Here is a 23999-nt window from a genome sequence, read left to right on the forward strand (position 1 = left end):
CTGGGTGTCGGCGGATGGCAACAGTCGTGTGTTGTCGGTCTGAGTGAAGCTTTCCGGCGGTCGGCTCAGTGTGTCGTTCGGCGAAGCTGCTCACGAAACGAGCAGCCGAGGCGGATGGCGTCGGCCATCGCGCGGCACGGCCCAGCCGCGCCATAGGCTGGGCCGGCGAGCGCACCGGCAGCCACGGCAGTGCGAGCGTCCCATTGGGTTCCCATGTTCACGCCAGGTAGACGATGTGACCGGTGCGGATGTGACGACTCGATGGTGGCGGATCGAGGTGAATCCCTTCGGTTGGCGCACTGCTGCCTCGGGTAGCCGCCGCAGTTCTGCGACCCGAAGCGGTCAACGTTCCGTTCGCTGTCGGGCAGCTTGATCGAACTGCAGCCGCCGAAGGAACGTGGATCTCCGCGATCGCGCGGGTGACAGCGGAGCGGTCCCGGAGGCCTCTCGGGCAGGTGATGGTGCAGCCGTGGGGGAGCAGCGCAGGTGGAGATCGGCACGTATCTCGTAGCGGATCCGGGGCCGCTTGAACTGGTTGGGCAGGCGAAGGTCTGCTCGACGACCCAGTGGGGCCTGCTCAGGCCGTCCGTGGGCTGAACCCTTTTGGATCCCAACGGGCAGAGTTCGGGTTGCTTCGCAGCCGACCGGGCCGGACGGCCCAGGTGACGGTGCCTGGGCTGGGCAGTGAGACCCGCCGGGCGATCGTCGCCTCAGGACTCGTCGGCGAGGAAGTGTTCGGCGAGGGGGGTGCCGGCGAACTTCTTGTTCATCTCGCGGGAGAAGAGCAGCAGCGTGTTGCGCGGCCGATGGAGCACCGCGAGTTCCTGGGCCTGTCCGTCGGCGTTGCAGGTGACCGTGACGACGACCTTCATGGGCTCGCCGAGGACCGAGGCGTCGTAGATCTCGAGGAAGCCGTTGTCACCGAAGTCTCCGGTGAAGCTGAAGTCCTGGAACTCATACAGTTCGCGGGCCTTGACCACGATGGCGCGAACCGCTTCCGCGCCACGCGCGGTGCCGTTCATGGCGGCGCCTTCCAGTGTGACGTCCTCGGCCAGGTTGTCCAGCCACCACGGGTAGTAGCTGAGTCCCTGGCGGTCGGTGTCACTGCTTTCCGCGTTCGCCATGTCATGTCTCCTTCGAGGATCCGGTCGGGGCGCGGCTTGCGCGTCGTATCGATTGGCTGCCGGTCCGGTGATTCCAGCGAGCAGATATGAGCATATGCTCCTATTTCTTCGCAGGCAAACCTGTGATTGGAACGGCGCGGCACCTGCCGGGCTCGGAGAGCCATCGCTGCAGGTGGTGGGGCGGGTTCGGCTGGCGTCACATGCGAGTGATCGTTTCGCTGCGTGACAAGGTGACCCGCAAGCCTGTCCGTCCCCGGGGTGCTGCTGGGCATCGACATCGCAGGCCGCCGAGGTGCTCGCGCTGCGAGGTGTTTTCGACGGTGATGCGCAGGGGCGAGCGCTTGTCGGCGGGTTTCGTGGACCTTAAGGCGCGCTGATCTTGTTCGCCTTCCTCGGTGGGGTGGTCCCCCGGCCCAGGTGATCGCGACTGAGGTCGAGATCGCCGTCGCCCGGCAGCTCCTTCACGTCGGAGATGTGCGGGAAGCAGGCGTCGATGCCTCGTTTGCACGTGGCGGCCCTCTCTGACAGCCTCGGCTGAGACACCCGGTTTATCGGGTTAGTCTGGATGGGCGAGACAGGAGATCCCTTCAGCATGGCCAGCACGACCCCGATACCCGCCGGTGACGATCCGGCGCCGAAGCCGAAGCGGCGGACGTTTTCCGCGGAGTACAAGCTGCGGATCGTTGCCGAGTACGACGCCGCCCCGGCCGGGGAGAAAGGCGCGATCCTGCGCCGTGAGCGGCTGTACCACTCGCACATCATCGAGTGGCGCCAGGCCCGCGAGGCCGGCGCCCTGGATGCCCTGGCCGACCGGCGGACCTCGGCGGTGCGGCCGAAGAAGGCGGCCGAGCAGGCCGAGCTGGAACGGCTGCGCAAGAAGGTCGCACGACTGGAGAAGGACCTGGCCCGCCGGGACGCGGCCCTGGAAGTCATGGGAAAAGCCAACGCGCTCTTGGAACTGCTCTCCGAGAGCGCGGACTGAAGCACGCCGCCGCGCCCCTGATCGACGAAGCGTTCACGGGTGTGCAGGGCCAGTTGGGGACCACAGCAGCCTGCCGGCTGACCGGGCGCTCACGCGCCACCCACTACCGTCACATCAACCCCAAGCCGAAGCCCGCACCGTCCCCAAGACCCACGCCCGCCTCGGCCCTCTCGCCGGCCGAACGGGCAGAGATCCTGGCGCTGTTGAACCGGCCGGAGTACGTAGACCTGCCGCCCGCGCAGGTCTGGGCGCGTGAGCTGGACGCGGGGAACTACTGGTGCTCGGAGCGGACGATGTACCGGATCCTGTCCGCCGCCGGGCAGAACGGCGAACGCCGCCGCCAGGCCACCCACCCGCCCAGGACGATCCCCGAGCTGACGGCGACCGGCCCCTCGCAGGTCTTCACCTGGGACATCACGAAGCTGCCCGGCCCGGACAAGGGCATCTGGTACCACGCCTACGTGATCATCGACATCTTCAGCCGCTACATCGTCGGCCACACCGTCGAGCGGGCCGAAACGGCTGAGCGGGCGGAGGAGTTGATCCGCGAGACGATCGAGCGCAACGGCATCGTGCCAGAGACCGTGCACGCAGACCGCGGCACCTCGATGACCAGCAAGAAGGTGTCCCAACTGCTGATCGACCTCGGCATCACCAGGAGCCACTCGCGCCCCAGGGTCAGCAACGACAACCCATACTCGGAAAGCCAGTTCAGGACCACGAAGTACACCGCCGACTACCCAGAACGGTTCGATTCGCTGGCCCATGCCCGGGAGTGGATGGACGCCTTCATCACCTACTACAACCACGACCACAGACACTCCGGGATCGGCCTGCACACCCCCGCCTCCGTCCACTTCGGCACTGCAGAGGAGGTCCGCGACCAGCGGGCCACCGCTCTCGCCGAGGCATACGAACGCCACCCCGAACGCTTCGCCCGCCGACCAAGACCACCCGAGATACCCGGCCAGGTCTGGATCAACGACCCGGCGAAACGAAGGCAACCCGAACCACAAGGTTCATAGCACCGCGAACGTCTCATTTGACTTGACAACTACCGCGGTCGCATACCTGCACCAGCCCAGGTCGTAGGGCACCAGTCCGTAGCGTGCAGTTCTTCTTGCCACAGGTGAACGGGCATCGCCCGCCGATGACTTCTTGCGGCTCAGGTCGCGTGTGCATTCGCTCAGTTGGGAGGCGGTGTGCCAGCCGGCGTGCCGATGATGAATTCGCTTGGTGGCCCTGCCAGGTGCGGGCGGACGTTGTCTGTCCGGACGCGGCAGTACTGGGACGGGTGCTCGCCCAATGGCGTCTTCGCATTCGGTTCGAAGCGAATGAGGCGGGCGGGGAAATGGTGAATTCCGGATGGATTTCTCCGTGGAGGAGGAATGGAGGCTGTCGGCCGTCGTGCGATGTCACCGCAGGTGGTGCGTGATCTGCGCCTGTCTTGCCGGATGGTGGGCGAGTTGGGGTGGAAAAAGGCTTCATGCCGGAGATAACTTGCCGGTTGACGACCCGTTTATCATTCGTCTATCCAAGATCAACCCGTTGACACCCACTCGGGGCGGGTGCTTCGCTGTGCGGCGCACCTCAAGTCCACCGTGAAATGCACGCTTTGGCGCGGGGTGAATGAGCGAGAGGAAACCGTGAAATTCACGTCCAAGAGACCTGCGATCGGCACGGTCTTGGGAATCAGCATGCTGCTGGTCGCCGCTACCCCGTCGGTGTCCGTGGCACTCTCCACGCCCACCGGCACGGCATCGTCGGCCGCGCCGTTCTTGGCCGCGTCTTCGGCCCCGGCCCTCGGAACGGGCCGCGGGACCAAGGAGGCTGGTACCGGGTCACATCGGTGGATCCCGCTGATCACCGGTGACCGGATCGCGGTGAACGCGAAGGGCGAGGTCGTCGCCGCTCGTCCCGCCAAGGGCCGCGAGGGCATACCCATCCGGGTGGAGACCCGTGACGGCCACACCTACGCCATGCCCGATGACGCCCGGGACCTCGTCCAGAGCGGTCGGGTGGACCGGCGTCTGTTCGACATCACCACGCTGAGCGCGCCGGCTTACTCGGACCGCCATGACCTGCGGCTCATCGTGATGTACGACGCGGCCCGTCCGGCGGCCAGGACGGCCCTGCGCTCCACCCGCGGCGCTCACGTGCAGCGGACGCTGAGCAGCATCGACGCCGACGCCGTGAGCGCGCCCGCGAACGGCACCGCGGAACTGTGGTCCGCGGTCACCAGCGGGTCCGCCGACGCGATGAAGCGCGCCGTCGCACCGGGTATCGCCTCGGTGTGGCTGGACAGCGTCGTCCAGGCGAGCCTGGACAAGAGCGTCCCGCAGATCGGCGGCCCCGAGGCGTGGGCGGCCGGTTTCGACGGCACCGGTACGCGTATCGCCGTCCTCGACACGGGAGTGGACACCACGCATCCCGACCTGGCCGGGCAGGTCGTCGCCGAGCAGAACTTCACCAACTCGCCGGACACCGAGGACCGGTTCGGTCACGGCACGCATGTCGCATCCATCACGGCCGGCACCGGCGCGAAGTCCGGTGGCACGTACAAGGGTGTGGCGCCGGGGGCCCGCATCCTCAGCGGCAAGGTCCTCGGCGACGGTGGCAGCGGCAGCATGTCGCAGATCATCGCGGGCATGGAGTGGGCCGTCGCCGAGAAGGCCGACGTCGTCAACCTCAGCCTCGGCACCGGGGACTCCCCGGAGATCGATCCGGCGGAGGAGGCGGTCAACAGGCTGTCGGCCGAGAGCGGAACCCTCTTCGTCGTCGCGGCGGGCAACAACGGCGAGCAGGGGGCCGCCACGATCAACTCCCCGGGCAGCGCCGACGCCGCCCTCACCGTTGGCGCGGTGGACAAGCAGGACAAGCTGGCCCCGTTCTCCAGCACCGGCCCGCGCGTCGGTGACGGCGGCATCAAGCCGGATCTGACGGCGCCCGGCGTGGCGATCGGGGCCGCGGCCGCGCACGACAGCTACCTGGCAAGTGTCGCCCCCTCCGTCGCGGACGGATACATCGCCCTCAACGGCACCTCGATGGCCACCCCGCACGTCGCCGGCGCCGCCGCCATCCTCGCCCAGCAGCACCCCGACTGGACCGGCGACGACATCAAGGACGCGCTGGTCTCCTCGACGACGCCTCTCGGCTACACGCCCTTCGAACAGGGCTCGGGCCGGGTCGACCTGCGGAAGGCGATCAAGCAGACCGTCGTCGCCCGCGAGACGTCGCTCTCGTACGGTGTCGCGCAGTGGCCGCACACCGACGACCAGCCGCTCACCAAGGACCTCACGTACCGGAACACGGGCGACGCCCCGGTCACCTTGAAGCTGACCGTGGACGCCACCGGACCGGACGGAAGCGCCGCGCCCGCCGGGATGTTCACCGCCGACGACCAGGTCACCGTCCCGGCGCACGGCGAGGCGACGGTGAAGGTCACCGCCGACACTCGCCTCGGCGGCGATGCGGTCGGCCTCTTCACGGGACGGATCACGGCCACTGGCGACGGGCAGACCGTCGGCACCGCGCTGGCTGTGGAACGTGAGTCGGAGATGTACACCGTCACGGTGAAGCCGCTGGACCGCAAGGGCGAGCCCGTACCCGCGCCCGCCTGGGACGTTCAGCTGCAGGGCCTGTCAGGACCCGCGATGGGGGTCGGCGCCGTGCTGTATGGCGACACGTACTCGGTGCGTGTCCCCAAGGGCCGGTACTTCCTCAACAGCATGGTCCGGGTCGACCCGGCGGGTTCGTACGACCTCGGCGGTGACTGGTTCAACCAGCCCGACCTCGAGGTCAGCAAGGACACCGTGGTGACGGTGGACGCGCGCACCGCCAAGCCGCTGGACATCACCGTCCCCGACCGTTCCGCCCAGCAGGTATTCGGCTTCTTCGGTGCAGGCGTCGAGCTGCCGGACGGATCCAGTACCTACTTCGGGGTCTTGACCAGCTCCCTCGCGCAGTACCGCACCGGCCACCTGGGCCCCAAGGTGGCCGCGGGCGACAAGCTGAGCCAGAAGCTCGTCGCCAGCTTCTCCACCGGGGTCAACGGGCACGACGAGTACCACCTGGTGTACCAGCCGACCGGCGACAGGTACCTCACCGGCTTCACCCACCACGCCAAGTCCAGGGAGTTCGCCGAGGTCCAAGTGAAGCTCGGAGCGCCGGCGAAGGGCAAGTTCGGGTTCGTCACGCCGATCACCGAGGGCGGTGGCGGCCGCGGCACCGTGCACGCCCTGCCCTACACCGGTACCCTGCACCTGCTCTCGGGGACCAACGCGTGGCAGCTGGGCTTCATGCAGGTCGACGCGAATGACTCGTACGAGTCCCGCTATGACGCACTTGCGAGGACGTTCAAGCCCAGGCGCTCCTACGAGCACGTGTTCAATGTGGGTGTCTTCGGTCCCGATCTCCCGGAGGGCACCGGACTGCTCCGGGCCGACGAGGCGATCGACGGACGGCTTCCGCTCTTCTCGGACAGCGAGGGGAACATCAGCAACAACCGCTCACCGATCGAGAGCGCGCGAACGTCCCTCTACCGCAACGGTGAGCTCGTCAACACCAGCCTCAACCCGATGGACGTCTTCTACGTCGCGGAGAACGAGCGTGCCGACTACCGGCTGACCACCTCGGTCAAGCGCGGCACGGTCGCCGACGTCTCCACGAGCATGACCGCGAGCTGGACGTTCTCCTCCGAGTTCGCCCCGGGGATCACCAAGCTCCCGACCTCCGTCGTGCGCTTCAACCCTGTCCTGTCCCTCGACAACACAGGCAAGGCACGGGTGAAGGTGTGGGTCCCGGTGACCGTCCGCGGCACCGCCGCGGGCAGGAACCTCAAGTCCCTCAGTGTGTGGGCCTCCTACGACAAGGGAGTCCATTGGCAGAAGCTGAGCGTGTGCGACGGCCGGGTCCAGGTCACCAACCCCAAGGCCGGCGGCAGCGTCTCGTTCAAGGCCCAGGCCGTGGACAAGCAGGGCAACACCGTGGACGAGACCATCGTCGACGCCTACCTGACGAAGTAGCCCACGCTCGGGCCGGAACCGCGGTCCAGGGCTCGTGCCCTCCGCGGTTCCGGCCCACGGACGTCGCTGCACCGACGGGCCCCGCAACGGCGGGGGCCTCTCCCGTCATGATCAACGGGCGGCCTACCAGGCCACTAGGCTCGCCCGCGTTCCCAAAGGGTTGGCCGAATGGTCGCGGCCGCCACCGTACCGTCTTGGCGCAGAACAGTGCAGACGTGGTTGTCCCGGCGAGGCGCCGGTGGGCGGTGAGCCACGAGAAGGCGCAACGATGTGGACGGTCAGGAGCAGGCCGAGGGTGTCGGTGACGATGAACCTCTTGCGGCCCTTCACCTTCTTGCCCACGTCGAATCCCCTGGTGGCGGCGGGAACTGTGTCGGCACATTGCGCACGAAGTGCACCCGGCAGCGTTGCCAGGCCGCGCCGATCAGGACCCTGCCGATGGCGCTGGTCAGCCCGGCGTGCGCGTCGGAGACCACCAGGTGGACCAGCTTCTTCAGCGTGTGGGAGTGTCGGCCGGTCGGCAGGTCCAGTTCCGTGTCGGCCGGATACAGGTTCGAGGCCCCTTGGGCGCGGTAGGCGATCCGCTCGACCTGCGGCGCGCCCGGATTGCGTGAACAACAGTCGGCGGCGTACCACGCCGTCGCGAGGCCTCAGTCGCATCCGCAGCGCCGCGATTTGCCGGTGGTCAACAGTCTCCTGGACTTGCTCGCAGATCTGCCTGGCCGTAAGTGGCGCGTCGGTGCTGGTCAGTAGGGGGCAAGGGCCAGTTACCCTCCGGAGACACCTTGCCTGTCGCGACGCCCGGACCGGTGCGGACAGATCGTCCGGATCCGCGAACCGGCACGGCGAGATTCAAACTGCAGCACTGGAGGGATGCATTCGACACCCAGGGCAGCCTGAGTCTCCCGCGCGATCGCCAGCCGAGACACCTCGCCTCCGGCAGTCGCGATCTGCACGTTCAGCGCGGCCAGTTCGCCCCGCAGCTTCTCCACCCAGCCCCTGAGCCCCGTTCTCACGCTCCTTCAACAGCGCGGACAGCACTTCTTCCACCCGTGCCTCCCGGATGCCGCCAGCGCTGACGCGCCGGGCCCAACCCCGCACCACCCAAGGACTTACCGGGCTGCCACAAGCCGCAACACCTGGTCACCAGGTCTCTCAAACCGAACCGCACCCAATTGACATGCGCTCGCCGCTCTGAGCGCCGCCGTGGGCACCCGTGGTGCGTGGTACTTCGGTACCGGCGGCGCTCCAGCCGGCCGCTGCGAGGGACCCGGCCGGCACGATGCCCTCGCGCGTTGCGGGAGGCATCGGTGGAAGCTGCTGGGCTCTCCTCGGGTAAGTAGTATGACGGGCCCGTCAGGACATGCTTCGTTGATCGAACCATGTCAGAAAATGAAGGACGGGTTGCGTGTCAGGGCCGTCATTGGAGGGGCGGTTAACCGGATGCCGAGGATGTGAACAGTGCGGCTGAACCGCAACGGCTGGTCAGGGGCTGAGTTCCAGCTTCGGTGCCCGCGATAGCCGTACAAAAGCCCACCAACTCGCGGTTTGGTCATGTCACTTGACCGTCCTCATCGCAGGGCGGGAAGTTCACCTGCGCCCGCGAGCATCTGCGGCCATGAGCAACCTCAGTCGCCGCATCTTCATCCTAGGCGGGCTCACCACCGCGAGCGTCGCAGCGCTCCAGCTCGGGGCGGTGGCTCAGCCAGCCGCCGCCTCCACTCCCTTCCCCTTCACGCTCGGTGTCGCCTCCGGCGAACCGGACGACAACAGCGTGGTTCTCTGGACGCGTCTGGCTCCCACACCGACCAACGCGGACGGTCAGGGCGGCATGCCCAACGCCGACGTCGCCGTCGACTGGCAGGTGTCGACCAACCAGAACTTCACCGCCCTCGTCAGCTCCGGCACGTTCACCGCGCGCTACGCACAGGCCCACGCGGTGCACGTGCTGGCCGGGGGACTCGCCCCCGACTCTGAGTACTACTACCGGTTCCGGGCCCAGGGATTCACCTCCCCGGTGGGCCGGACCCGCACCGCGCCGGCTCCGAACACGGTCGGGCGGGACTTCACGATGGCCTTCGCCTCGTGCGCCCACTACGAGCAGGGCTACTACACCGCCTACCGACGCATGGCCGACGACCGCCCCGACCTGATCCTGCACCTGGGCGACTACATCTACGAGAGTGGCGCCACCGCCGGCGCCGTGCGTCAGCACCTCGGCAGCGAGATCGTGTCGCTGGCCGACTACCGCCGCCGCTACGCGCTCTACCGCAGCGACCCCGACCTGCAGGCCGCGCACGCGATCGCGCCGTGGCTGGTCGTGCCGGACGACCACGAGGTGGAGAACAACTACGCCAACATGGTCCGCGCCGACAGCAGCCCGGTGCTGACGGCGGCCCAGTGGACCGCGCGTCGCACCGCCGCGTACCAGGCCTACTTCGAGAACATGCCGCTGCGGGCCGCCGCGACCCCCTCCGGCAACAGCATCCCGCTCTACCGCCGGGTCCGCTGGGGCACCCTCGCCACGTTCCACATGCTCGACACCCGCCAGTTCCGCGACGACCAGGCCTGCGGCGACGGGATGAAGGTCTGCGCCGACGCCGATCTGCCGGCCCGTTCGATCACCGGCGCGAACCAGGAGGCGTGGTTGCTCGACGGACTCGGCCAACACCTGAGCACCTGGGACCTCATAGGCCAGCAGGTCTTCTTCGCCCGCAACGTCAACTCGGCGGGTGCTATGAACATGGATGCCTGGGACGGGTACCGGGCCAGCCGGGCGCGGATACAGCAGGGCATCATCGACCGCGGCGTACGCAACCCGGTCGTCCTCACCGGTGACGTGCACACGGCATGGGCCAACGACCTCAAGGCCGACTACGCCAATCCGTCGTCGGCGACGATCGGCTCCGAGCTCGTCTGCACCTCCATCACCAGCACCGGCAACGGAAGCGCCACCACGACGATCCCCAACGGATCGCTCAACCCGCATCTGCGCTTCTACTCCGAACGGCGCGGCTACGTCCGCACGCACATCACGCCGTCGCAGCTCACAGCCGACTTCCGGTCGGTGGCGACGGTGACCGAACACGGCGCGCCGGCGACCACCGCCCGGACCTTTGTCATCCACGAGGGAAGGCCGGGGTTGGCCGATGCGTAAGCTCTCCGTACTCGGCGCGGCCGTCGCCGGCCTGGTCGCCGTCCTCGCCGTGGTCGCCCCGGCCTCGGCGGCGGGTCCCTCGTCCTGGGTGACCGCGAACAGTGACTCCGCGGGTGACCAGGACACCGCCTCGATCGCGGCCAACCGCCTCGGCGACGTCGCGGTGGTGTGGGAGGACGACCGCGACTCGACCAACCCGGGGGACAACGCGCACAGCGACGTGTGGGTGCGGATGTACCGCAACGGCGTCTCGGCCTACGAGAAGAAGCTCTCGGCCGGCGGGACCGCGGGCGTGGCCTGGCGGCATCTCCAGCCCGACGTGGGACTCGACGACCGGGGCAACGCCGTCGTCGTGTGGGCGGAGGACCCGGACGGCAACGGGTTCTACAACGTCACCTACCGTGTGCTCTCGCCGGCCGGCGCGCTCCTCGGCTCCGGCCAGGCCAACGCGAGCGCCGACGGCCAGCAGATCCATCCGCGTGTCGCGGTCGATCCGGACGGCGCGCCCAACAGCACCACGGCGGTCGCGTTCTCCGTGGTGTGGGAGGACGTCCAGGGCACGGCGGCGGCGACGGTGAAGGCAGCCGGGTTCACCGGGACCACCGCCAAGGCCTACGAGGTGACGGTCAACGCGGCCGGCGGCGCGCACCACAACCCCGACGTCGCGACCTCCGCCTCGGGCGACGCCGTCGTCGTCTGGGACGAGGACACCGACAACAACGGCGTCTACCAGATCGGTCTGGTGAAGCTGGCCAAGGCGAACGGGGCGGTCACGCTCAGCCGCCGCAGTGCCAACAGCCTCGGCGACGGGCAGCAGCAGCAGCGCCCGGCCGTGGCCGCCGACTTCAACGGCGACTTCGCCGTGGTGTGGGAGTCCGATCACACCGGGACCCGTGGCGTCTGGGCGCGATCGTTCTCCGCGACCGGCACCGCCGGCTCTTCCGAGGTCGAGGTCTCCAGCGGAGCCGGAGCGGGCAATCCCACCGTCGGCATCGACGACCAGCGCGACGCCGTGGTCGGCTGGAGCGTCACCGGCACCGATCCGGCGGTCTGGGCCCGAGGCCTCAACCCCGACGGCACCTTCACCGGCCGGTTGCCGGCCCAGCCCGTCAGCCAGGTCACGACCGGTCGGCAGGAGCAGCTCTCGCTGGCTTCCTCCCCGTTCGGCACACTCTCCATGTCGTACACCGATGACAACGACGGCAACACCTTCGACCAGGTCCTGCTGAGTCTGGGGGCGACCAACTCGGACTGGTGACGTCCGTTCGATCCGCGGACGTCCACGCGGGCCACCCCGGGTGGGGAGATCCGGCAGTCGGTTCCGGAACCGCGCAAGAACGCGGTCCTGCGGCACCGCTGCCGGATCACCTCCGCGGACCGGCCCGGAATCGGCCGTGCCCGTCGGGGCCTTCAGGAGTCGCCGCGGCCCCATCGCCAAGCGTTCGGTTCCAGGCCTGCGTGAACGCGCAGAGGACGGTCTCAAAGGCTGCAGGTGCCGACCGTGTCCCCCCGTCGCGGTCGGCGCTTGTCTCTGCTGGTCAGGCTTCGCCGCCCCGTGGTGCGTCAAGGGTCGGCGGTCGCTATGCGGCATGGCCGGATCGGCTCCTGGGGCCTGAACCGCCGCAAAGACATGCTGGGCACCGCCGGCCACCGTAGTGGCGGCGGTGGGGCAGGTGAGTTGTCCGGCGGGCCGGCGCCACGGCGAGCCGGCCGATACGCGCGGGTCGGGGAGGCAGTCGGGACCTGGACGCCTGCTTCACGCGGGCTTTCACTAGCCACTTGGCCCTGACCGGGCGTGTGGGCAGGGCTTCGTCAACGTTCCCCCTGCCGCTCGTGCTGCTGTTCAGCCCCGGGGTGTCCAATCGTTCGCGAGGAGGCCGAGCACGGCTTCGTCGGCGTATGTGCCGTACACCCATGCGGAGCGCCGCAGTGTTCCCTCCCGGGTGAACCCGACCCTGCTTGCCGCCGCGAGCATGGGGCCGTTGTCCGTGAGGGTTTCGATCTGCAGGCGTTGTAGTCCGCGTACGGCGAATCCGTACTCGCACAGTGCGCGCAGGACATCCACGCCGAGCCCGCGACCGCGGAATGCGGGGCGCAGGGCGATCCCGACGTGAGCCGTCCGGTTGTGCGTGTCGATGCCCCAGAGGAGGGCCTCGCCGGCCAGCTCATGCGACTCCAGCTCGACGACGGAGAAGCACGCCGCCTCGTCCGATGGCCCGGTCACGGCGAAGGGCGAGTGGCCCAGACCCGGTGGGATGGGTCGCCACGGGCGGGAGTCGGCGCGTGACCGCGTGGGCACGTCGTCGTACAGCTCGGAGTGGAGAACTGGGACGTCGTTCTCGTGCCGGGCACGCAGCCCGATCCTTTCGCCACGTATCACGGGGCATTGCTATACCAGGGGCGCCAGCCGATCAACTGCGTTTCCCCACCTGATCCCTCCCCGATGACCGGCCGCTGGGCACGGGCCCCTCGCGGCCGAGGTCGGCGTGGCCGGTCCGAAGATAGCGATCGGAAAGGCGGTGCCATGACGGTCACGAGAGAACCCGGTCGCACCGTGTTCCGGTGGGCCACTGCGGCGAATGTGCCCGCGGTCCCCTCGGCTGCGATCGTCTCTGGTGTGCCCAAGCGCGAAGAAGCCCGCCCTGCCCGCCCGGCGTCGGCGGCGCGGGGCCGGCACCCTGTGCCTCATGTGCCGCGAACCCCGCCCTCCGTCAAAGGGTCCTGTCCAGTCGCCCCAGTGCGCCGACGGATCACCCGAACGAGAGCCGGGCACGGGTGCCGCGGGGCCAGGCGGCCCGAGGGCAGCGGCGAGGTGACGTCCGAGGGGAGCGCGCCGACGAGCTGACACGCCCGTGCCTAGTCGGGGGCGTGGCGCGACAGGGGCCGACGGCAGCATCGATCAGGTGGACTCGCGCGGGGCGTGGTGCCACGGCGCGCCCCCGAAAACCGGTGTAGCGGCTCGAACGGGGCGCTACCATGAAGGGCATGAGCAGTCAGAAGCAGATCAACGTACGGGTGGACGAGGCGACGGCCGCCGGGATCGAGGCGCGGGCCAAGGCGGCGGGTATGAGCGTGCCCGACTACGCGCGTCAGGTCCTCGCGGACGAGGCGAATGACCTGCGGCACCGGTTCCTCGGCGCGGGCGCTCACTTCGCGGACGCCTGGGGCGACACCTTCGCCGAGCAGTTCGGGCACCCCAGGGCCGATGGCAGCGCCGGGGCCGCTGCGTGATCGTCCACATTGACCGGGCGTGGCTGCTGGACCTCGCGCACCGCAACATGCCCGGTGACCCCGACATCACCGACTTCGGGTCGATGGCGGCCGCTGTGGCGCGCCACGCGGACAAGGTGATGGGCACCCCCGTCTACACGGAGGTGCACCACCGAGCGGCCGCGTTGATGCACCAGCTCATCCGGGTACCGGCGCTGGAGTACGCCAACGAGTTGTTCGGGGCGGTGGTGGCGGCGGCCTACCTGACGGCGAGCGGGGCCATCGTGACCGTCGGCGCGAAGGAAGCGGCGGAGCTCGCGACGCGGATCGACCGGGACGCGTTGGACGTGCGGGCGGTCGCAGAGGCCATCCGGGGATGGGTGGCGGCGTAGGCGGTCGCGCTCGCAGGCGTCGGAGGACCTCGGCCCTGTGTGGGCCGGGTGCCGGTGGTGACTCGTAGTGCACCCGGTGCCCCCACCGATTGCGCTGTCCCGCTACGTGAGCGGACCCTCAGGGGCCGGCCGCAGCGCTTACCGCGCGTCGGCGGAAGTGACCAGGAGGTCGTCGGCGAAAGGTGTGGTGTGGTGGGGTTGAGGTCGCGCGGGGTGCCGCCGGGGGTGGTGGGCCGGGTCCCGGTCTCGGAATGAGGCAGGGGGTCTCACCGGGCCCGGCGGATGCCGGGTGATGCCGCCGTCATCGGGATTTCGCACGCGTCATGCCGCACACACACTCGGCGCTCGCTGGGGCGCTGACCGACAAGGGCCCTGCCGAGCTGACCGTCCTGGCCGGTTTCGACCAGGCCCTGGTGGCCGACGCGACCCGCGCACCTCCAACCGCATCCGTGCCCTGCTTCTGTTGTACCGGCCCGGCACCCTTGGCGCCTTCACGCCCGGCACGGGCCTGACCCTCGACGCCCAACGTCACTCCGTCAAGCCGAGGCATCAGTGCACCGCGCCAAGGGCACTTGGGGAGTGGCGTCGCGCCCGTCAGTCGTCGTGACCGTGCTTCTTGTGGTCCTTGCCTGTGTGCTCCTCACCCTTGCCGCGAGGGCCTGGCGGAGTCCGGGAGGTCGGCGACGTGCCGCCGGCTGGCGGTGAGACTTCGGCGGAGGGTACGGGGGGCACAGTGACAGCAGGGGAAGGAGACGACGTCGGCCCGGGTGACGAGGTGCCGTCGTCGTCGGAGCTCCAGGCCGCACCGACGGCGGCCGCAGCCCCGAACACGGCAAGTCCGGCGACACCGACCAGGATGCGAGTGCGCCGCGGCTGCGCGGCACCTCGCCCGTACAGGCGGGACGCGGCCGCGTCGGGGAGGGTCGCCGTGGGTGTCGGCTCGATGCCGGCCGGAGTCGCTGACCGCCGCTCGGGGTGCTGGCCTGCCGAGGCGGCAACCCAGTCGGCTATCTGGTCGGCGGTGGGACGCTGGCCCGGGTCCTTGGCCAGTAGGGACAGGATGTAGTCCGCCAGCGCGCCCGACACCGCCGGGTTGAGCCGCCTGACGGGTACCGGCGCCGCGTCGACGTGCTGGTGGATCACCGCCAGCGGGGTCTCGCCGACGAAGGGGGGCCGGCCGGTTGCCAGCTCGTACAGGACGCAGCCGAGGGCATAGACGTCCGAGGCGGGTTCGGCCGGGCGACCCAGCGCCCGCTCGGGGGCCAGGTAGCCGCTCGAGCCCATCACCCGGCCGGTGGCGGTGAGCGCCCGGGACGCCTCGTCGGCGAAGCGGGCGATCCCGAAGTCGGCGATCTTCACGGTGCCGTCAACGGTCACCATCACATTGGCCGGTTTGATGTCGCGGTGGATGACGGCCTGCCGGTGCGCCGCAGCCAGCCCCGTAGCAGCCCGAGCACCTATGTCCGACGCCCGCACGGAGTCCACGGGGCTACGCGCAGCGAGTTCCTGAGCGAGGCTGCGCGGTAGTTGTCAAGTCAAATGAGACGTTCGCGGTGCTATGAACCTTGTGGTTCGGGTTGCCTTCGTTTCGCCGGGTCGTTGATCCAGACCTGGCCGGGTATCTCGGGTGGTCTTGGTCGGCGGGCGAAGCGTTCGGGGTGGCGTTCGTATGCCTCGGCGAGAGCGGTGGCCCGCTGGTCGCGGACCTCCTCTGCAGTGCCGAAGTGGACGGAGGCGGGGGTGTGCAGGCCGATCCCGGAGTGTCTGTGGTCGTGGTTGTAGTAGGTGATGAAGGCGTCCATCCACTCCCGGGCATGGGCCAGCGAATCGAACCGTTCTGGGTAGTCGGCGGTGTACTTCGTGGTCCTGAACTGGCTTTCCGAGTATGGGTTGTCGTTGCTGACCCTGGGGCGCGAGTGGCTCCTGGTGATGCCGAGGTCGATCAGCAGTTGGGACACCTTCTTGCTGGTCATCGAGGTGCCGCGGTCTGCGTGCACGGTCTCTGGCACGATGCCGTTGCGCTCGATCGTCTCGCGGATCAACTCCTCCGCCCGCTCAGCCGTTTCGGCCCGCTCGACGGTGTGGCCGACGATGTAGCGGCTGAAGATGTCGATGATCACGTAGGCGTGGTACCAGATGCCCTTGTCCGGGCCGGGCAGCTTCGTGATGTCCCAGGTGAAGACCTGCGAGGGGCCGGTCGCCGTCAGCTCGGGGATCGTCCTGGGCGGGTGGGTGGCCTGGCGGCGGCGTTCGCCGTTCTGCCCGGCGGCGGACAGGATCCGGTACATCGTCCGCTCCGAGCACCAGTAGTTCCCCGCGTCCAGCTCACGCGCCCAGACCTGCGCGGGCGGCAGGTCTACGTACTCCGGCCGGTTCAACAGCGCCAGGATCTCTGCCCGTTCGGCCGGCGAGAGGGCCGAGGCGGGCGTGGGTCTTGGGGACGGTGCGGGCTTCGGCTTGGGGTTGATGTGACGGTAGTGGGTGGCGCGTGAGCGCCCGGTCAGCCGGCAGGCTGCTGTGGTCCCCAACTGGCCCTGCACACCCGTGAACGCTTCGTCGATCAGGGGCGCGGCGGCGTGCTTCAGTCCGCGCTCTCGGAGAGCAGTTCCAAGAGCGCGTTGGCTTTTCCCATGACTTCCAGGGCCGCGTCCCGGCGGGCCAGGTCCTTCTCCAGTCGTGCGACCTTCTTGCGCAGCCGTTCCAGCTCGGCCTGCTCGGCCGCCTTCTTCGGCCGCACCGCCGAGGTCCGCCGGTCGGCCAGGGCATCCAGGGCGCCGGCCTCGCGGGCCTGGCGCCACTCGATGATGTGCGAGTGGTACAGCCGCTCACGGCGCAGGATCGCGCCTTTCTCCCCGGCCGGGGCGGCGTCGTACTCGGCAACGATCCGCAGCTTGTACTCCGCGGAAAACGTCCGCCGCTTCGGCTTCGGCGCCGGATCGTCACCGGCGGGTATCGGGGTCGTGCTGGCCATGCTGAAGGGATCTCCTGTCTCGCCCATCCAGACTAACCCGATAAACCGGGTGTCTCAGCCGAGGCTGTCAGAGAGGGGCGCCCGTTGACGAGCTCCGTCACGAGGTATAACTGGCCGTCATGCGAGCCGAAGTCGTACACGCTGACGACGTGGGGATGGTTGAGACGGGCCGCTGTCCGGGCTTCCAGGCGGAACCGGCCGGCGCTCTCGGCATCCGCGTCGCCGAGCATCAGTTTCACCGCCACCGCTCTTCCGAGTACCTGATCGGCGGCCCGCCATACCTCTCCCATGCCCCCACGCCCCAGTGACTCCTCCAGCCGATACCGCCCCGCCACCAGCACGCCCGCAGCGCTCCTTGACCCACGACAACAGTCCCGCGCCACACCAACCCATGAGTAGCATCTGCGGCGCGGCGCCATCCAGCGTACAAACCCGGCGCGAGTGCACCGACCGCTCCTGCCTGCCACGCGGGTGGGCATGCAAGGCGGCGTTCGCGGCGGAGCAGGCATGGGCTGACGGATGCGGCCGCCACACGCACGTGGAGGACTCCCGCATCTGCGCCGAACCGTTTTCACGCCGACGATCCGCAGGTGAGGGAAGGCCGGCCCGACCGACACATCCGAACACCCACGGTCGGCCTGGAGGCCTTGTGTGGACCGCCCTGGGGGACGATCCGCGTGGGCGCCGGTAGGGGCGCCCTGCCGGGGAGACCGTCGCGCGCTGACAGGTTGTTCTCCCGAAGCCCGCGGCGCGCCGGCGTCTTGGAGCGCCTTCCTGTGCGCGGGAACGCTCCGGAATCGGTGTCCGCCGTGTCGGCGCTCACGGGGATGTTCCGGCCGGCCACAGGGGGAACCGTGACCGTCCAGCCCAAGGAAGTCACCTTCGGTATGCCGTGGGAACCCTTTTCCGACATGGCGTTCGCGCTCCTCGACGAGCGGGAGACGGTGGCGCGAGGACACAGGCCGCCGGGCACCTTCGGGTAGGGAAGTCGAAGCCCGCGGCCGCGACATCCATGAAGGAAGGTCGGCTCCTGAGTGACCGATCCCGACAGGAGGAAACACTCGAGTGGCGTGGCGGCACTCCGTTGCCCCGCCAGGCACGGTCACCCGACCGACGTCCGCCGGGTGACCGAAGCGGCCGCCACGCACCACTTCGCGGGCGCCTTGAGATTTGTCGCCTCGCGGGTCAGCCCGCGGAAGGGCGCGGAGCCCGCAGATGTGCCCGTCCCTTCAGCTCCTCTTCGTCGACCAGCGTGAGCATCGGCTGACCCGGCGCGCACACCATGATCACTACGAATTTGGTCGGTGCGTCCGCCAAGGCGTTACCGTCCTGGTAGTGGATCACATCACCACCTGGTTCCCAGAACGTCCCGCCGGCCTTGATCACACGCTCCGGCTCACCCTCGAGTTCGAACCGGATCGCGCCCTCCATCACGTAGCCGAATGACGGCCCCGAGTGGCGGTGCGGAGGGAGCCCGGGGTGGCCGGGAGGCCATTCGACGAGGATGGTCATCCCCGAACCGCCTTCGGGGAAGAAGGGCGGAGTGACTTCCTGGAGCATCTTGACTTCGGGTGGCAGCGAGACCTCGTGCCTCTCGGCAGCGGGCGCGTGTACCGGGTTCTCCTCTGACATGTACGACACCTCCGTAAGCCCGCCCGGAGTGGACGATCTTGCGTCGGCCACCGCCTTCCGGGCCTGTGTACTACTGAGCCACCCGTTCGGCGGCGAGCGACCTCGCCGGGTTCCGGGCTCACACCTCGTGCTTCACGATGAGGACGGGCTTCAGCCGCATCCGTGAGACGCCGTGCGCCTGTCCCGAGACCACCCTGCCTCCTGAGGGGCGGCCGCCACAATCCGGCGATGGCGGCATCAGGACCCATCGCACGGTGTTATCGATGGGCACCCGACAGTGACGACAGTGCCCTGCCCAACGCCGTGCCCGCCATCCTGGGCCGGTCCGATCGCCGTCCGTCACCGCCGTCATCGCCGTCAAGAAGCGCGGGAACGCACAGCAACAGGAGGAGACCTGCCTGATTCAGCCAGCGACTCGGCCGCCGCAGGTGGGCCATCGAGCGCACCATGTCCTGGCACCGGCTACCGCCGGCTCAACCACCCTTACGAACGCGATCCCCGCAACTACCTGGCCTTCCTCGGCCTCGCCGCTGCCCTCTGCTGCTGCAAACGGCTCGACCGCCTCACCACATAGGACACGGTCTCAGTGGCGGTGGACCTCAGGCGGTCGTGCTCTGCATCTGGGGCTCTGCTTGTGTGCGGTGGGTGGCTGCGATCGTGCATGCGACGCGTACGAGGGCGGCAACGGCCGGGGAGCGGGCGTCTTGGGGCCACGCGATGGCCAGTGTGCAGTTCGGTAGGTCGCTGACCGGCCGGTAGGCGACCCCAGGTCGCGGGTTGCGTTGGGCGACCGAGGCAGGTGCGAAGAACACGATGCTGCCCGTTTCGACGAGGTTGAAGATCTCCGACAAGTTGGAGGCCGGCCTTGTCGCCCCGGGCTGGCGCGGCTCGGCGCGGCCGGCCTCGGCTGGCGCACCGCTGGGGAGTTTCCGGCCGGCCAGGTCCGCCAGGCACAGCTGGGTCCTGACGGCCAGCGGGTCGGTGGCGGCCATGGCGACCAGGACCGGCTCGGTGATCAGCGGCTCGCTGTCCAGCCCGCGGTCGTCCATGGGGCAGAGCACGAGTGCCACGTCGGCCAGGCCATCGCGCAGTGCCTTGGGCTGATCGCCGAACCCTCCGAGGATCAGTTCGGTGGGCAGGGCGGCGGGGTCGGTGCTGTAGGCGTCCAGGATCTGTGGCAGCAGGCCACCGTCGATGTCGGCCTTGAGTGCGATGCGCAGCCGGGGCGAGGTGCTGCCTGCGTGCCGAGCACGGTGAGCGGCGGCGGTGATCGCCTCCAGGGCGGTTCTGGCGTCGCGCAGCAGAACCTCCCCGGCGACAGTGAGCTTCACATGCCGGGTGGTCCGCTCGAACAGCGTCACACCGAGCTGCTGTTCCAGGTCCCGGATCGTGCGGGACAGCGGGGGCTGCGCCATGCCCAGCCGGGCGGCGGCGCGCCCGAAGTGCAGTTCCTCCGCGACCGCGACGAAGTACCGGAGCTGCCGTACCTCCAGATCATTCATATCCCCAGGGTATCAATCGCGACCAGGTTGGTCCTTCACCTGCAGCGTTGCTCCGGGTTCACTCGAGAGCACCTGCCCGGCGCCCTGGGGTGCGCCGTCGACCACCACGCATGGAGGCAATTTATGATCACCATTACTACGCCGACCGGTGACATCGGCCGGCAGGTCCTGGACCGCGTTGTGGACAGCGGTGAGCCGGTCCGGGTGATCGTCCGCGACCTCTCCCGCCTCCCGGAGCACGTGCGAACGCAGGTTGAGGTGGTGGCGGGCTCCCACGCCGACGCGGACACGATCGCAAAGGCACTGAAGGGCGCTGAGCGGCTGTTCTGGCTCGTGCCCCCGGCCGGTTTCCGTGACGCCGGCCCCGCCAGGCGCTACTACCTGGACTTCGCTCGGGCAGTAGCCCAGGAGGCCGCGAGCCGGGGCGTACGGATGGTGCACGTCACCTCCCTGGGCCACGGCTACCAGGACGGAGCCGGACTCCTGTCGGCCGCGCTCGACATGGACGAGCTGATCGCGAGCACCGGCGTGCAGTACCGGGCCCTGGCACTGCCGTTCTTCATGGAGAACCTGCTCCATCAGGCCCAGACGATCACAGAGCAGGGGGTGTTCTCCATGGCGAACGCCGCGGACCAGCCGCTGTTGACCGTTGCCACCCGGGACGTGGCTGCCACGGCGGGAGCGCTCCTGCTGGACACCGCCTGGAGCGGACAGGCCCGCGTTCCACTGGTCAGCCCCGACAGCCTGACCCCCGCCGCCATGGCCGAGATCATCTCCGAGACCTTGGGCCGCACGGTGCGCTATCAGCAGGTCCCGCTCGCGGACTTCCAGGCCCGCATGGTGCAGCGCGGCGCGAGCCCGGCGCTGGCCCAGGACATGGCCGACATGGTCAACGCGCAGAACAACGGAATCTACGACGCCGAACCCTGCGACCCCGCCTCCGCCACCGCCACCGATTTCCGCCAGTGGTGCCAGGGCATCTTGCTGCCGTCCGTCCAGTCCTGATCAGCGCGCCGGTCGGTGCCCGGCACAGCCGCCCAATCCAGCACCGAAGGAGGCGGCCCCGCACGTCAGCATCGGGCGATGCCGCCCTTCGAAAGGTTGGGTCCTTGGAAGGGGTGTATGGGTTCCTACCTGATCCGGGTGTTTGCCCCGGCATCGAGGTGAGGGTCCGGATATGGAGACGGCCACCGGCTGAACTTCGAGATGTCTAAGGCTCGAAGGAGATCAGCACGATGACCGCACCAGACAGTCTTGCACGCCCTGACCGATGAGAACCTCGCAGCGGCGAGTCCCGATCTGCTGCGCGCGATGGTCAAGACGTTCGCCGACGCGCTGATGTCCGCGGAGGCCGATGCCCTGTGCAACGCGGTACGGGCAGGTCAGTGACGAACGCGTCAACCACCGCAACGGGTATCGCCCGCGCGAGTGGGACGCCAGGGCCGGCACGGTCGAGCTGGCCATCCCCAAGCTCCGCAGCGGCAGTTACCGTATTCGCTGGTGAGACGTCTGGCCGACCGTGCCTACGGGTGCGTGTCCGTGATCGCGATGACCTCGTCGAGGCGGTCCAGAGCGGCCTGCAGGTCGTCGATCTTGCCCTGGATGCGCTCACGCTCGGCGCGCAGCATGGCTCGTTGCTCGGCGTCGGTGTGCCCGGAGACCCAGCACGGAAGGAGTTCGCTGATCCTTCGGCTGGTCAGGCCGGCGGCGAACATCTGCTGGAAGAAGCGGACCAGGAGGATGGCGTCCTGCCGGTACAGGCGCTGGCCGGACGGGCTGCGCTCCGCGATGAGCAGCCCCTGCTGCTCGTAGTAGCGCACGGCGCGTACCGAGACGCCGGCACCCCGTGCCACCTCGCCGATGCGGATCAACCGCTCGGCCGCGGCCGCTGTAACGGTCATGGTGATTCCTCTCACCCCTGGCCCTGAGGACCAGCACTTGCCTCTTACGTCAACGTCAGGTTTTAGCGTACCGGGCATGGATATCAACAACTCCGTCGCCCTTGTCACCGGAGCCAACCGCGGCCTGGGCCGCGCCTTCGCCCAGCGCCTGCTTGAACGCGGCGCCCACAAGGTCTACGCGACGGCCCGCCGACCTGAGACCGTGGACCTGCCCGGGGTCGAGGTGCTGGCCCTTGACATCGCCGATCCCGCATCCGTGAGGGCCGCCGCCGAGGCCGCCCCGGACGTATCGCTGCTCATCAACAACGCGGGAATCTCTACGGGGACCGACCTGCTGACCGGTTCGCTGGACGCGGTGCGGCACGAGCTGGAGACCAACATGTTCGGCCACCTGGGAATGATCCGGGAGTTCGCGCCGGCGCTCGCCGGGAACGGCGGGGGCGCGATCGTCAACGTCCTCTCCGCCATGTCGTGGTTCGGGGGCAAGGGCGCCAATGCCTACCACCTGACCAAGGCCGCCGCCTGGGCCATGACCAACGGCGTCCGCCTGGAGCTCGCCGAGCAGGGCACGCTCGTCACAGCGGTACACCTCGGCTTGGCCGACACCGACATGGCCGCGGGCTGGCCCGTGGACAAGATCGCGCCGTCGGACCTGGCCGACGTGGCGCTCGACGGAGTCGAGGCGGGCTCCGCCGAGGTCCTCGCCGACCAGTGGAGTCGGGACGTCAAGTCCCGTCTTCCGCTGACGCCCGAAGAGTTCAACGCCGCAATGGACCGCGCCCTGGCGGCGCTGATGGCGGCCTGAGGGTCCCCTCGGACCGCACGGACCTCGGTCGGCTGCTTCTCGATCGGCCTCTCGAACTCCACCAACTGAACCGTTCCGGGTTCGGCAGTGCTCGGTGCCCGCCCGCTGGAGCGGCGCTCCGCAGCCGCTCCGGCAGGACTCGACCTGATCAGCAGCCCGCCCTCCGGGGTCAGTGGGCGAGCAGGGTGTCGAGCCAGTCGAAGGCGCGCTGGTGGAAGAGGGAGATGGCACCCTCGTGGCAGTGCTCGCCGGCGCCTTCGTCCTCGCGGAAGAGGATCAGTTCCTTCTGGCAGGTCAGCTCACCGACGAGGCGCTTGGGCTGGCCCTGGAAGAACTGGTCGTTCTCGGCGTCGAGGACGAGTGTCGGGTAGGTGATGCGGTCGGCGATGCCGGCCATGGTGTAGGCCTCGCTGGCCTTGACGAGCTCGTCGAAACCGGACACACCCAAGCCACCGGCCGTTGCGCACCACCCAGCGCACTTGGGTGTCCCGCGCCATCATCTCCTCGATGCCGCCGGGCGTCGCAACGGCGCGGGCGGCCAGCGCCTTCACCACTTCGTGGAAGTCGTAGACACCGTCGTGCAGAACGCACGCGGCGATGCGGTGTTCGAAGGCGGCCGCCCTGGCGGCGAGGTAGCCGCCGAGGCTCGTGCCGATCAATACGAGTTTCTCGGCGTCCAGCTCGGGCAGGGTGAGCGCGAAGTCGACGGCCGGGGTGACCACGGCCTCCCAGTCGGGCCGGAAGTGCAGGCCCTGGTCGCGGACGGTGCTGCCCTGGCCGGGGCCGTCGAAGGTGAGGACGTTGTAGCCGCGCCGCAGCGCGCCCGCGGCCAACGCCAGTAGTTCTCCTCGAGGGTGGAGTCGTACCCGCCGTGGTAGATCCGGCCCTGACCGTCAGGGCGGTCCGGTGACGGGCGTCAGGCTGTCCCACGTGCGGGGCTGGTGGTGAGCGATCTGCTCACCACCGCAGCGTCTGCACACGGTTCACCGCCGTCATGCCGGGCCCCTCCACGTGGTACGGATCGGACCCGGGCAGCCTCGGAACCGGCCCTCGCACGTCATCGGCGACAAAGGTCTCCGGCTTCCCGGAACCTGCGCGACGACTGCGCGGTGCAGAGGCCGGGCGGGCGAGAAGCTGGACGCGTTCAGCAAGCTGGGCGCGCGGACCGTCAGCAGCGCCTCCGCCGGGCCGCCGCACTCGCCGCAGCACAGCTCATCGTCGGGTTCCGGAAGGTGAACTCCGCCGGCCAGCCGCCCGCCTTCCAGCCGGGCGCGACGGACAGCTCCCACTGGTACTCCA

At 69.1% G+C, this 23999-nt stretch carries 18 protein-coding genes and 7 pseudogenes; 13 read left to right on the forward strand and 12 right to left on the reverse strand.

The genetic code is table 11. The features are described 5' to 3' along the window. Positions 1-710: 710 nt before the first annotated feature. Positions 711-1124 (reverse strand): hypothetical protein, encoded by a 414-nt coding sequence (locus AC1VWI_RS42620; protein WP_499516434.1) that lies wholly within the window; start codon positions 1122-1124, stop codon positions 711-713. 592 nt (positions 1125-1716) lie between these two features. Between AC1VWI_RS42620 and AC1VWI_RS42625 the strand changes: the two genes are divergently transcribed. The 3 genes from AC1VWI_RS42625 (at position 1717) to AC1VWI_RS42635 (ending at position 7130) form a co-directional block, all read left to right on the forward strand. After that, positions 1717-2106 (forward strand): transposase, encoded by a 390-nt coding sequence (locus AC1VWI_RS42625; RefSeq protein WP_419249714.1) that lies wholly within the window; start codon positions 1717-1719, stop codon positions 2104-2106. Between the two features lie 41 nt (positions 2107-2147). Next, a complete protein-coding gene (locus AC1VWI_RS42630) occupies positions 2148-3131 on the forward strand; it encodes an IS3 family transposase (RefSeq protein WP_419249715.1) in 984 nt (327 codons plus the stop codon). A gap of 672 nt (positions 3132-3803) precedes the next feature. Next, positions 3804-7130, forward strand: a complete 3327-nt coding sequence (locus tag AC1VWI_RS42635; protein WP_499516435.1) for a S8 family peptidase — start codon at positions 3804-3806, stop codon at positions 7128-7130. 362 nt (positions 7131-7492) lie between these two features. Here the strand turns inward: AC1VWI_RS42635 and AC1VWI_RS42640 are convergent. After that, positions 7493-7615 (reverse strand): annotated as a pseudogene (locus tag AC1VWI_RS42640) (transposase); the annotation flags it as partial. Positions 7616-8748: 1133 nt separating this feature from the next. On the opposite strand from AC1VWI_RS42640, the gene AC1VWI_RS42645 reads away from it, so the two are divergent. Continuing rightward, entirely contained in the window at positions 8749-10287 is a 1539-nt protein-coding gene (locus tag AC1VWI_RS42645; protein ID WP_499516436.1) for an alkaline phosphatase D family protein, read from the forward strand. Next, positions 10280-11545 (forward strand): hypothetical protein, encoded by a 1266-nt coding sequence (locus AC1VWI_RS42650; RefSeq protein ID WP_499516437.1) that lies wholly within the window; start codon positions 10280-10282, stop codon positions 11543-11545. The genes AC1VWI_RS42645 and AC1VWI_RS42650 overlap by 8 nt, the downstream gene beginning before the upstream one ends. A gap of 585 nt (positions 11546-12130) precedes the next feature. Here the strand turns inward: AC1VWI_RS42650 and AC1VWI_RS42655 are convergent. Beyond that, the gene (locus AC1VWI_RS42655) at positions 12131-12667 is read right to left on the reverse strand and encodes a GNAT family N-acetyltransferase (RefSeq protein WP_499516438.1); all 537 of its coding nucleotides are present in this window, start codon (positions 12665-12667) and stop codon (positions 12131-12133) included. 605 nt (positions 12668-13272) lie between these two features. On the opposite strand from AC1VWI_RS42655, the gene AC1VWI_RS42660 reads away from it, so the two are divergent. The 3 genes and pseudogenes from AC1VWI_RS42660 to AC1VWI_RS42670 all read left to right on the forward strand — a co-directional run. Continuing rightward, on the forward strand, positions 13273-13518 hold the full coding sequence (locus AC1VWI_RS42660) for a plasmid mobilization protein (RefSeq protein WP_499516439.1): 246 nt from the start codon (positions 13273-13275) through the stop codon (positions 13516-13518). Continuing rightward, the gene (locus tag AC1VWI_RS42665) at positions 13515-13889 is read left to right on the forward strand and encodes a fic family toxin-antitoxin system, toxin component (RefSeq protein WP_499516440.1); all 375 of its coding nucleotides are present in this window, start codon (positions 13515-13517) and stop codon (positions 13887-13889) included. Before AC1VWI_RS42660 ends, AC1VWI_RS42665 begins: the two co-directional genes overlap by 4 nt. A gap of 308 nt (positions 13890-14197) precedes the next feature. Next, positions 14198-14364 (forward strand): annotated as a pseudogene (locus tag AC1VWI_RS42670) (IS110 family transposase); the annotation flags it as partial. A 119-nt stretch (positions 14365-14483) separates the two neighbouring features. On the opposite strand, the pseudogene AC1VWI_RS42675 reads toward AC1VWI_RS42670, so the two are convergent. The 4 genes and pseudogenes from AC1VWI_RS42675 to AC1VWI_RS42690 all read right to left on the reverse strand — a co-directional run. Then, positions 14484-15395: pseudogene (locus tag AC1VWI_RS42675) on the reverse strand (serine/threonine-protein kinase); the annotation flags it as partial. A gap of 50 nt (positions 15396-15445) precedes the next feature. Further along, the gene (locus tag AC1VWI_RS42680) at positions 15446-16429 is read right to left on the reverse strand and encodes an IS3 family transposase (RefSeq protein WP_419249715.1); all 984 of its coding nucleotides are present in this window, start codon (positions 16427-16429) and stop codon (positions 15446-15448) included. A gap of 41 nt (positions 16430-16470) precedes the next feature. Then, the gene (locus tag AC1VWI_RS42685; protein ID WP_419249714.1) at positions 16471-16860 is read right to left on the reverse strand and encodes a transposase; all 390 of its coding nucleotides are present in this window, start codon (positions 16858-16860) and stop codon (positions 16471-16473) included. Positions 16861-16940: 80 nt separating this feature from the next. Further along, positions 16941-17201: pseudogene (locus AC1VWI_RS42690) on the reverse strand (protein kinase domain-containing protein); the annotation flags it as partial. Between the two features lie 513 nt (positions 17202-17714). On the opposite strand from AC1VWI_RS42690, the gene AC1VWI_RS42695 reads away from it, so the two are divergent. Further along, positions 17715-17843, forward strand: coding sequence for a hypothetical protein (locus tag AC1VWI_RS42695; protein WP_499516441.1), 129 nt, complete (start codon positions 17715-17717; stop codon positions 17841-17843). Between the two features lie 202 nt (positions 17844-18045). Here AC1VWI_RS42695 and AC1VWI_RS42700 read toward each other — a convergent pair whose 3' ends face one another. Next, positions 18046-18420 (reverse strand): cupin domain-containing protein, encoded by a 375-nt coding sequence (locus AC1VWI_RS42700; RefSeq protein ID WP_499517053.1) that lies wholly within the window; start codon positions 18418-18420, stop codon positions 18046-18048. Positions 18421-18897: 477 nt separating this feature from the next. Here AC1VWI_RS42700 and AC1VWI_RS42705 point away from each other — a divergent pair. Next, positions 18898-19066, forward strand: a pseudogene (locus AC1VWI_RS42705) (transposase); the annotation flags it as partial. 25 nt (positions 19067-19091) lie between these two features. Here AC1VWI_RS42705 and AC1VWI_RS42710 read toward each other — a convergent pair. After that, complete coding sequence (locus AC1VWI_RS42710; RefSeq protein ID WP_499516442.1) at positions 19092-19994, reverse strand: LysR family transcriptional regulator; 903 nt, start codon at positions 19992-19994, stop codon at positions 19092-19094. A gap of 123 nt (positions 19995-20117) precedes the next feature. Between AC1VWI_RS42710 and AC1VWI_RS42715 the strand changes: the two genes are divergently transcribed. Next, on the forward strand, positions 20118-20999 hold the full coding sequence (locus AC1VWI_RS42715; RefSeq protein WP_499516443.1) for an NmrA family NAD(P)-binding protein: 882 nt from the start codon (positions 20118-20120) through the stop codon (positions 20997-20999). A gap of 249 nt (positions 21000-21248) precedes the next feature. Next, positions 21249-21495: pseudogene (locus AC1VWI_RS42720) on the forward strand (transposase); the annotation flags it as partial. A gap of 22 nt (positions 21496-21517) precedes the next feature. On the opposite strand, the gene AC1VWI_RS42725 reads toward AC1VWI_RS42720, so the two are convergent. Beyond that, entirely contained in the window at positions 21518-21895 is a 378-nt protein-coding gene (locus tag AC1VWI_RS42725; protein WP_499516444.1) for a MerR family transcriptional regulator, read from the reverse strand. Positions 21896-21971: 76 nt separating this feature from the next. On the opposite strand from AC1VWI_RS42725, the gene AC1VWI_RS42730 reads away from it, so the two are divergent. Next, positions 21972-22700: an SDR family oxidoreductase gene (locus tag AC1VWI_RS42730; RefSeq protein WP_499516445.1), complete on the forward strand. Its 729-nt coding sequence runs from the start codon at positions 21972-21974 to the stop codon at positions 22698-22700. Positions 22701-22869: 169 nt separating this feature from the next. Here AC1VWI_RS42730 and AC1VWI_RS42735 read toward each other — a convergent pair whose 3' ends face one another. Beyond that, complete coding sequence (locus AC1VWI_RS42735) at positions 22870-23142, reverse strand: hypothetical protein (RefSeq protein WP_499517075.1); 273 nt, start codon at positions 23140-23142, stop codon at positions 22870-22872. Positions 23143-23179: 37 nt separating this feature from the next. Continuing rightward, positions 23180-23533 (reverse strand): annotated as a pseudogene (locus AC1VWI_RS42740) (alpha/beta hydrolase family protein); the annotation flags it as partial. Between the last annotated feature and the right edge of the window lie 466 nt (positions 23534-23999).

The sequence above is a fragment of the Streptomyces sp. TOM-9 genome (genome assembly GCF_056858595.1).

Bases quoted from the DNA above. Each gene is read 5' to 3' on its own strand.
- AC1VWI_RS42620 (WP_499516434.1), bottom strand. From the start codon at position 1,124: ATGGCGAACGCGGAAAGCAGTGACACCGACCGCCAGGGACTCAGCTAC.
- AC1VWI_RS42625 (WP_419249714.1), top strand. From the start codon at position 1,717: ATGGCCAGCACGACCCCGATACCCGCCGGTGACGATCCGGCGCCGAAG.
- AC1VWI_RS42635 (WP_499516435.1), top strand. From the start codon at position 3,804: ATGCTGCTGGTCGCCGCTACCCCGTCGGTGTCCGTGGCACTCTCCACG.
- AC1VWI_RS42645 (WP_499516436.1), top strand. From the start codon at position 8,749: ATGAGCAACCTCAGTCGCCGCATCTTCATCCTAGGCGGGCTCACCACC.
- AC1VWI_RS42650 (WP_499516437.1), top strand. From the start codon at position 10,280: ATGCGTAAGCTCTCCGTACTCGGCGCGGCCGTCGCCGGCCTGGTCGCC.
- AC1VWI_RS42660 (WP_499516439.1), top strand. From the start codon at position 13,273: ATGAGCAGTCAGAAGCAGATCAACGTACGGGTGGACGAGGCGACGGCC.
- AC1VWI_RS42685 (WP_419249714.1), bottom strand. From the start codon at position 16,860: ATGGCCAGCACGACCCCGATACCCGCCGGTGACGATCCGGCGCCGAAG.
- AC1VWI_RS42700 (WP_499517053.1), bottom strand. From the start codon at position 18,420: ATGCTCCAGGAAGTCACTCCGCCCTTCTTCCCCGAAGGCGGTTCGGGG.
- AC1VWI_RS42710 (WP_499516442.1), bottom strand. From the start codon at position 19,994: ATGAATGATCTGGAGGTACGGCAGCTCCGGTACTTCGTCGCGGTCGCG.
- AC1VWI_RS42715 (WP_499516443.1), top strand. From the start codon at position 20,118: ATGATCACCATTACTACGCCGACCGGTGACATCGGCCGGCAGGTCCTG.
- AC1VWI_RS42725 (WP_499516444.1), bottom strand. From the start codon at position 21,895: ATGACCGTTACAGCGGCCGCGGCCGAGCGGTTGATCCGCATCGGCGAG.
- AC1VWI_RS42730 (WP_499516445.1), top strand. From the start codon at position 21,972: ATGGATATCAACAACTCCGTCGCCCTTGTCACCGGAGCCAACCGCGGC.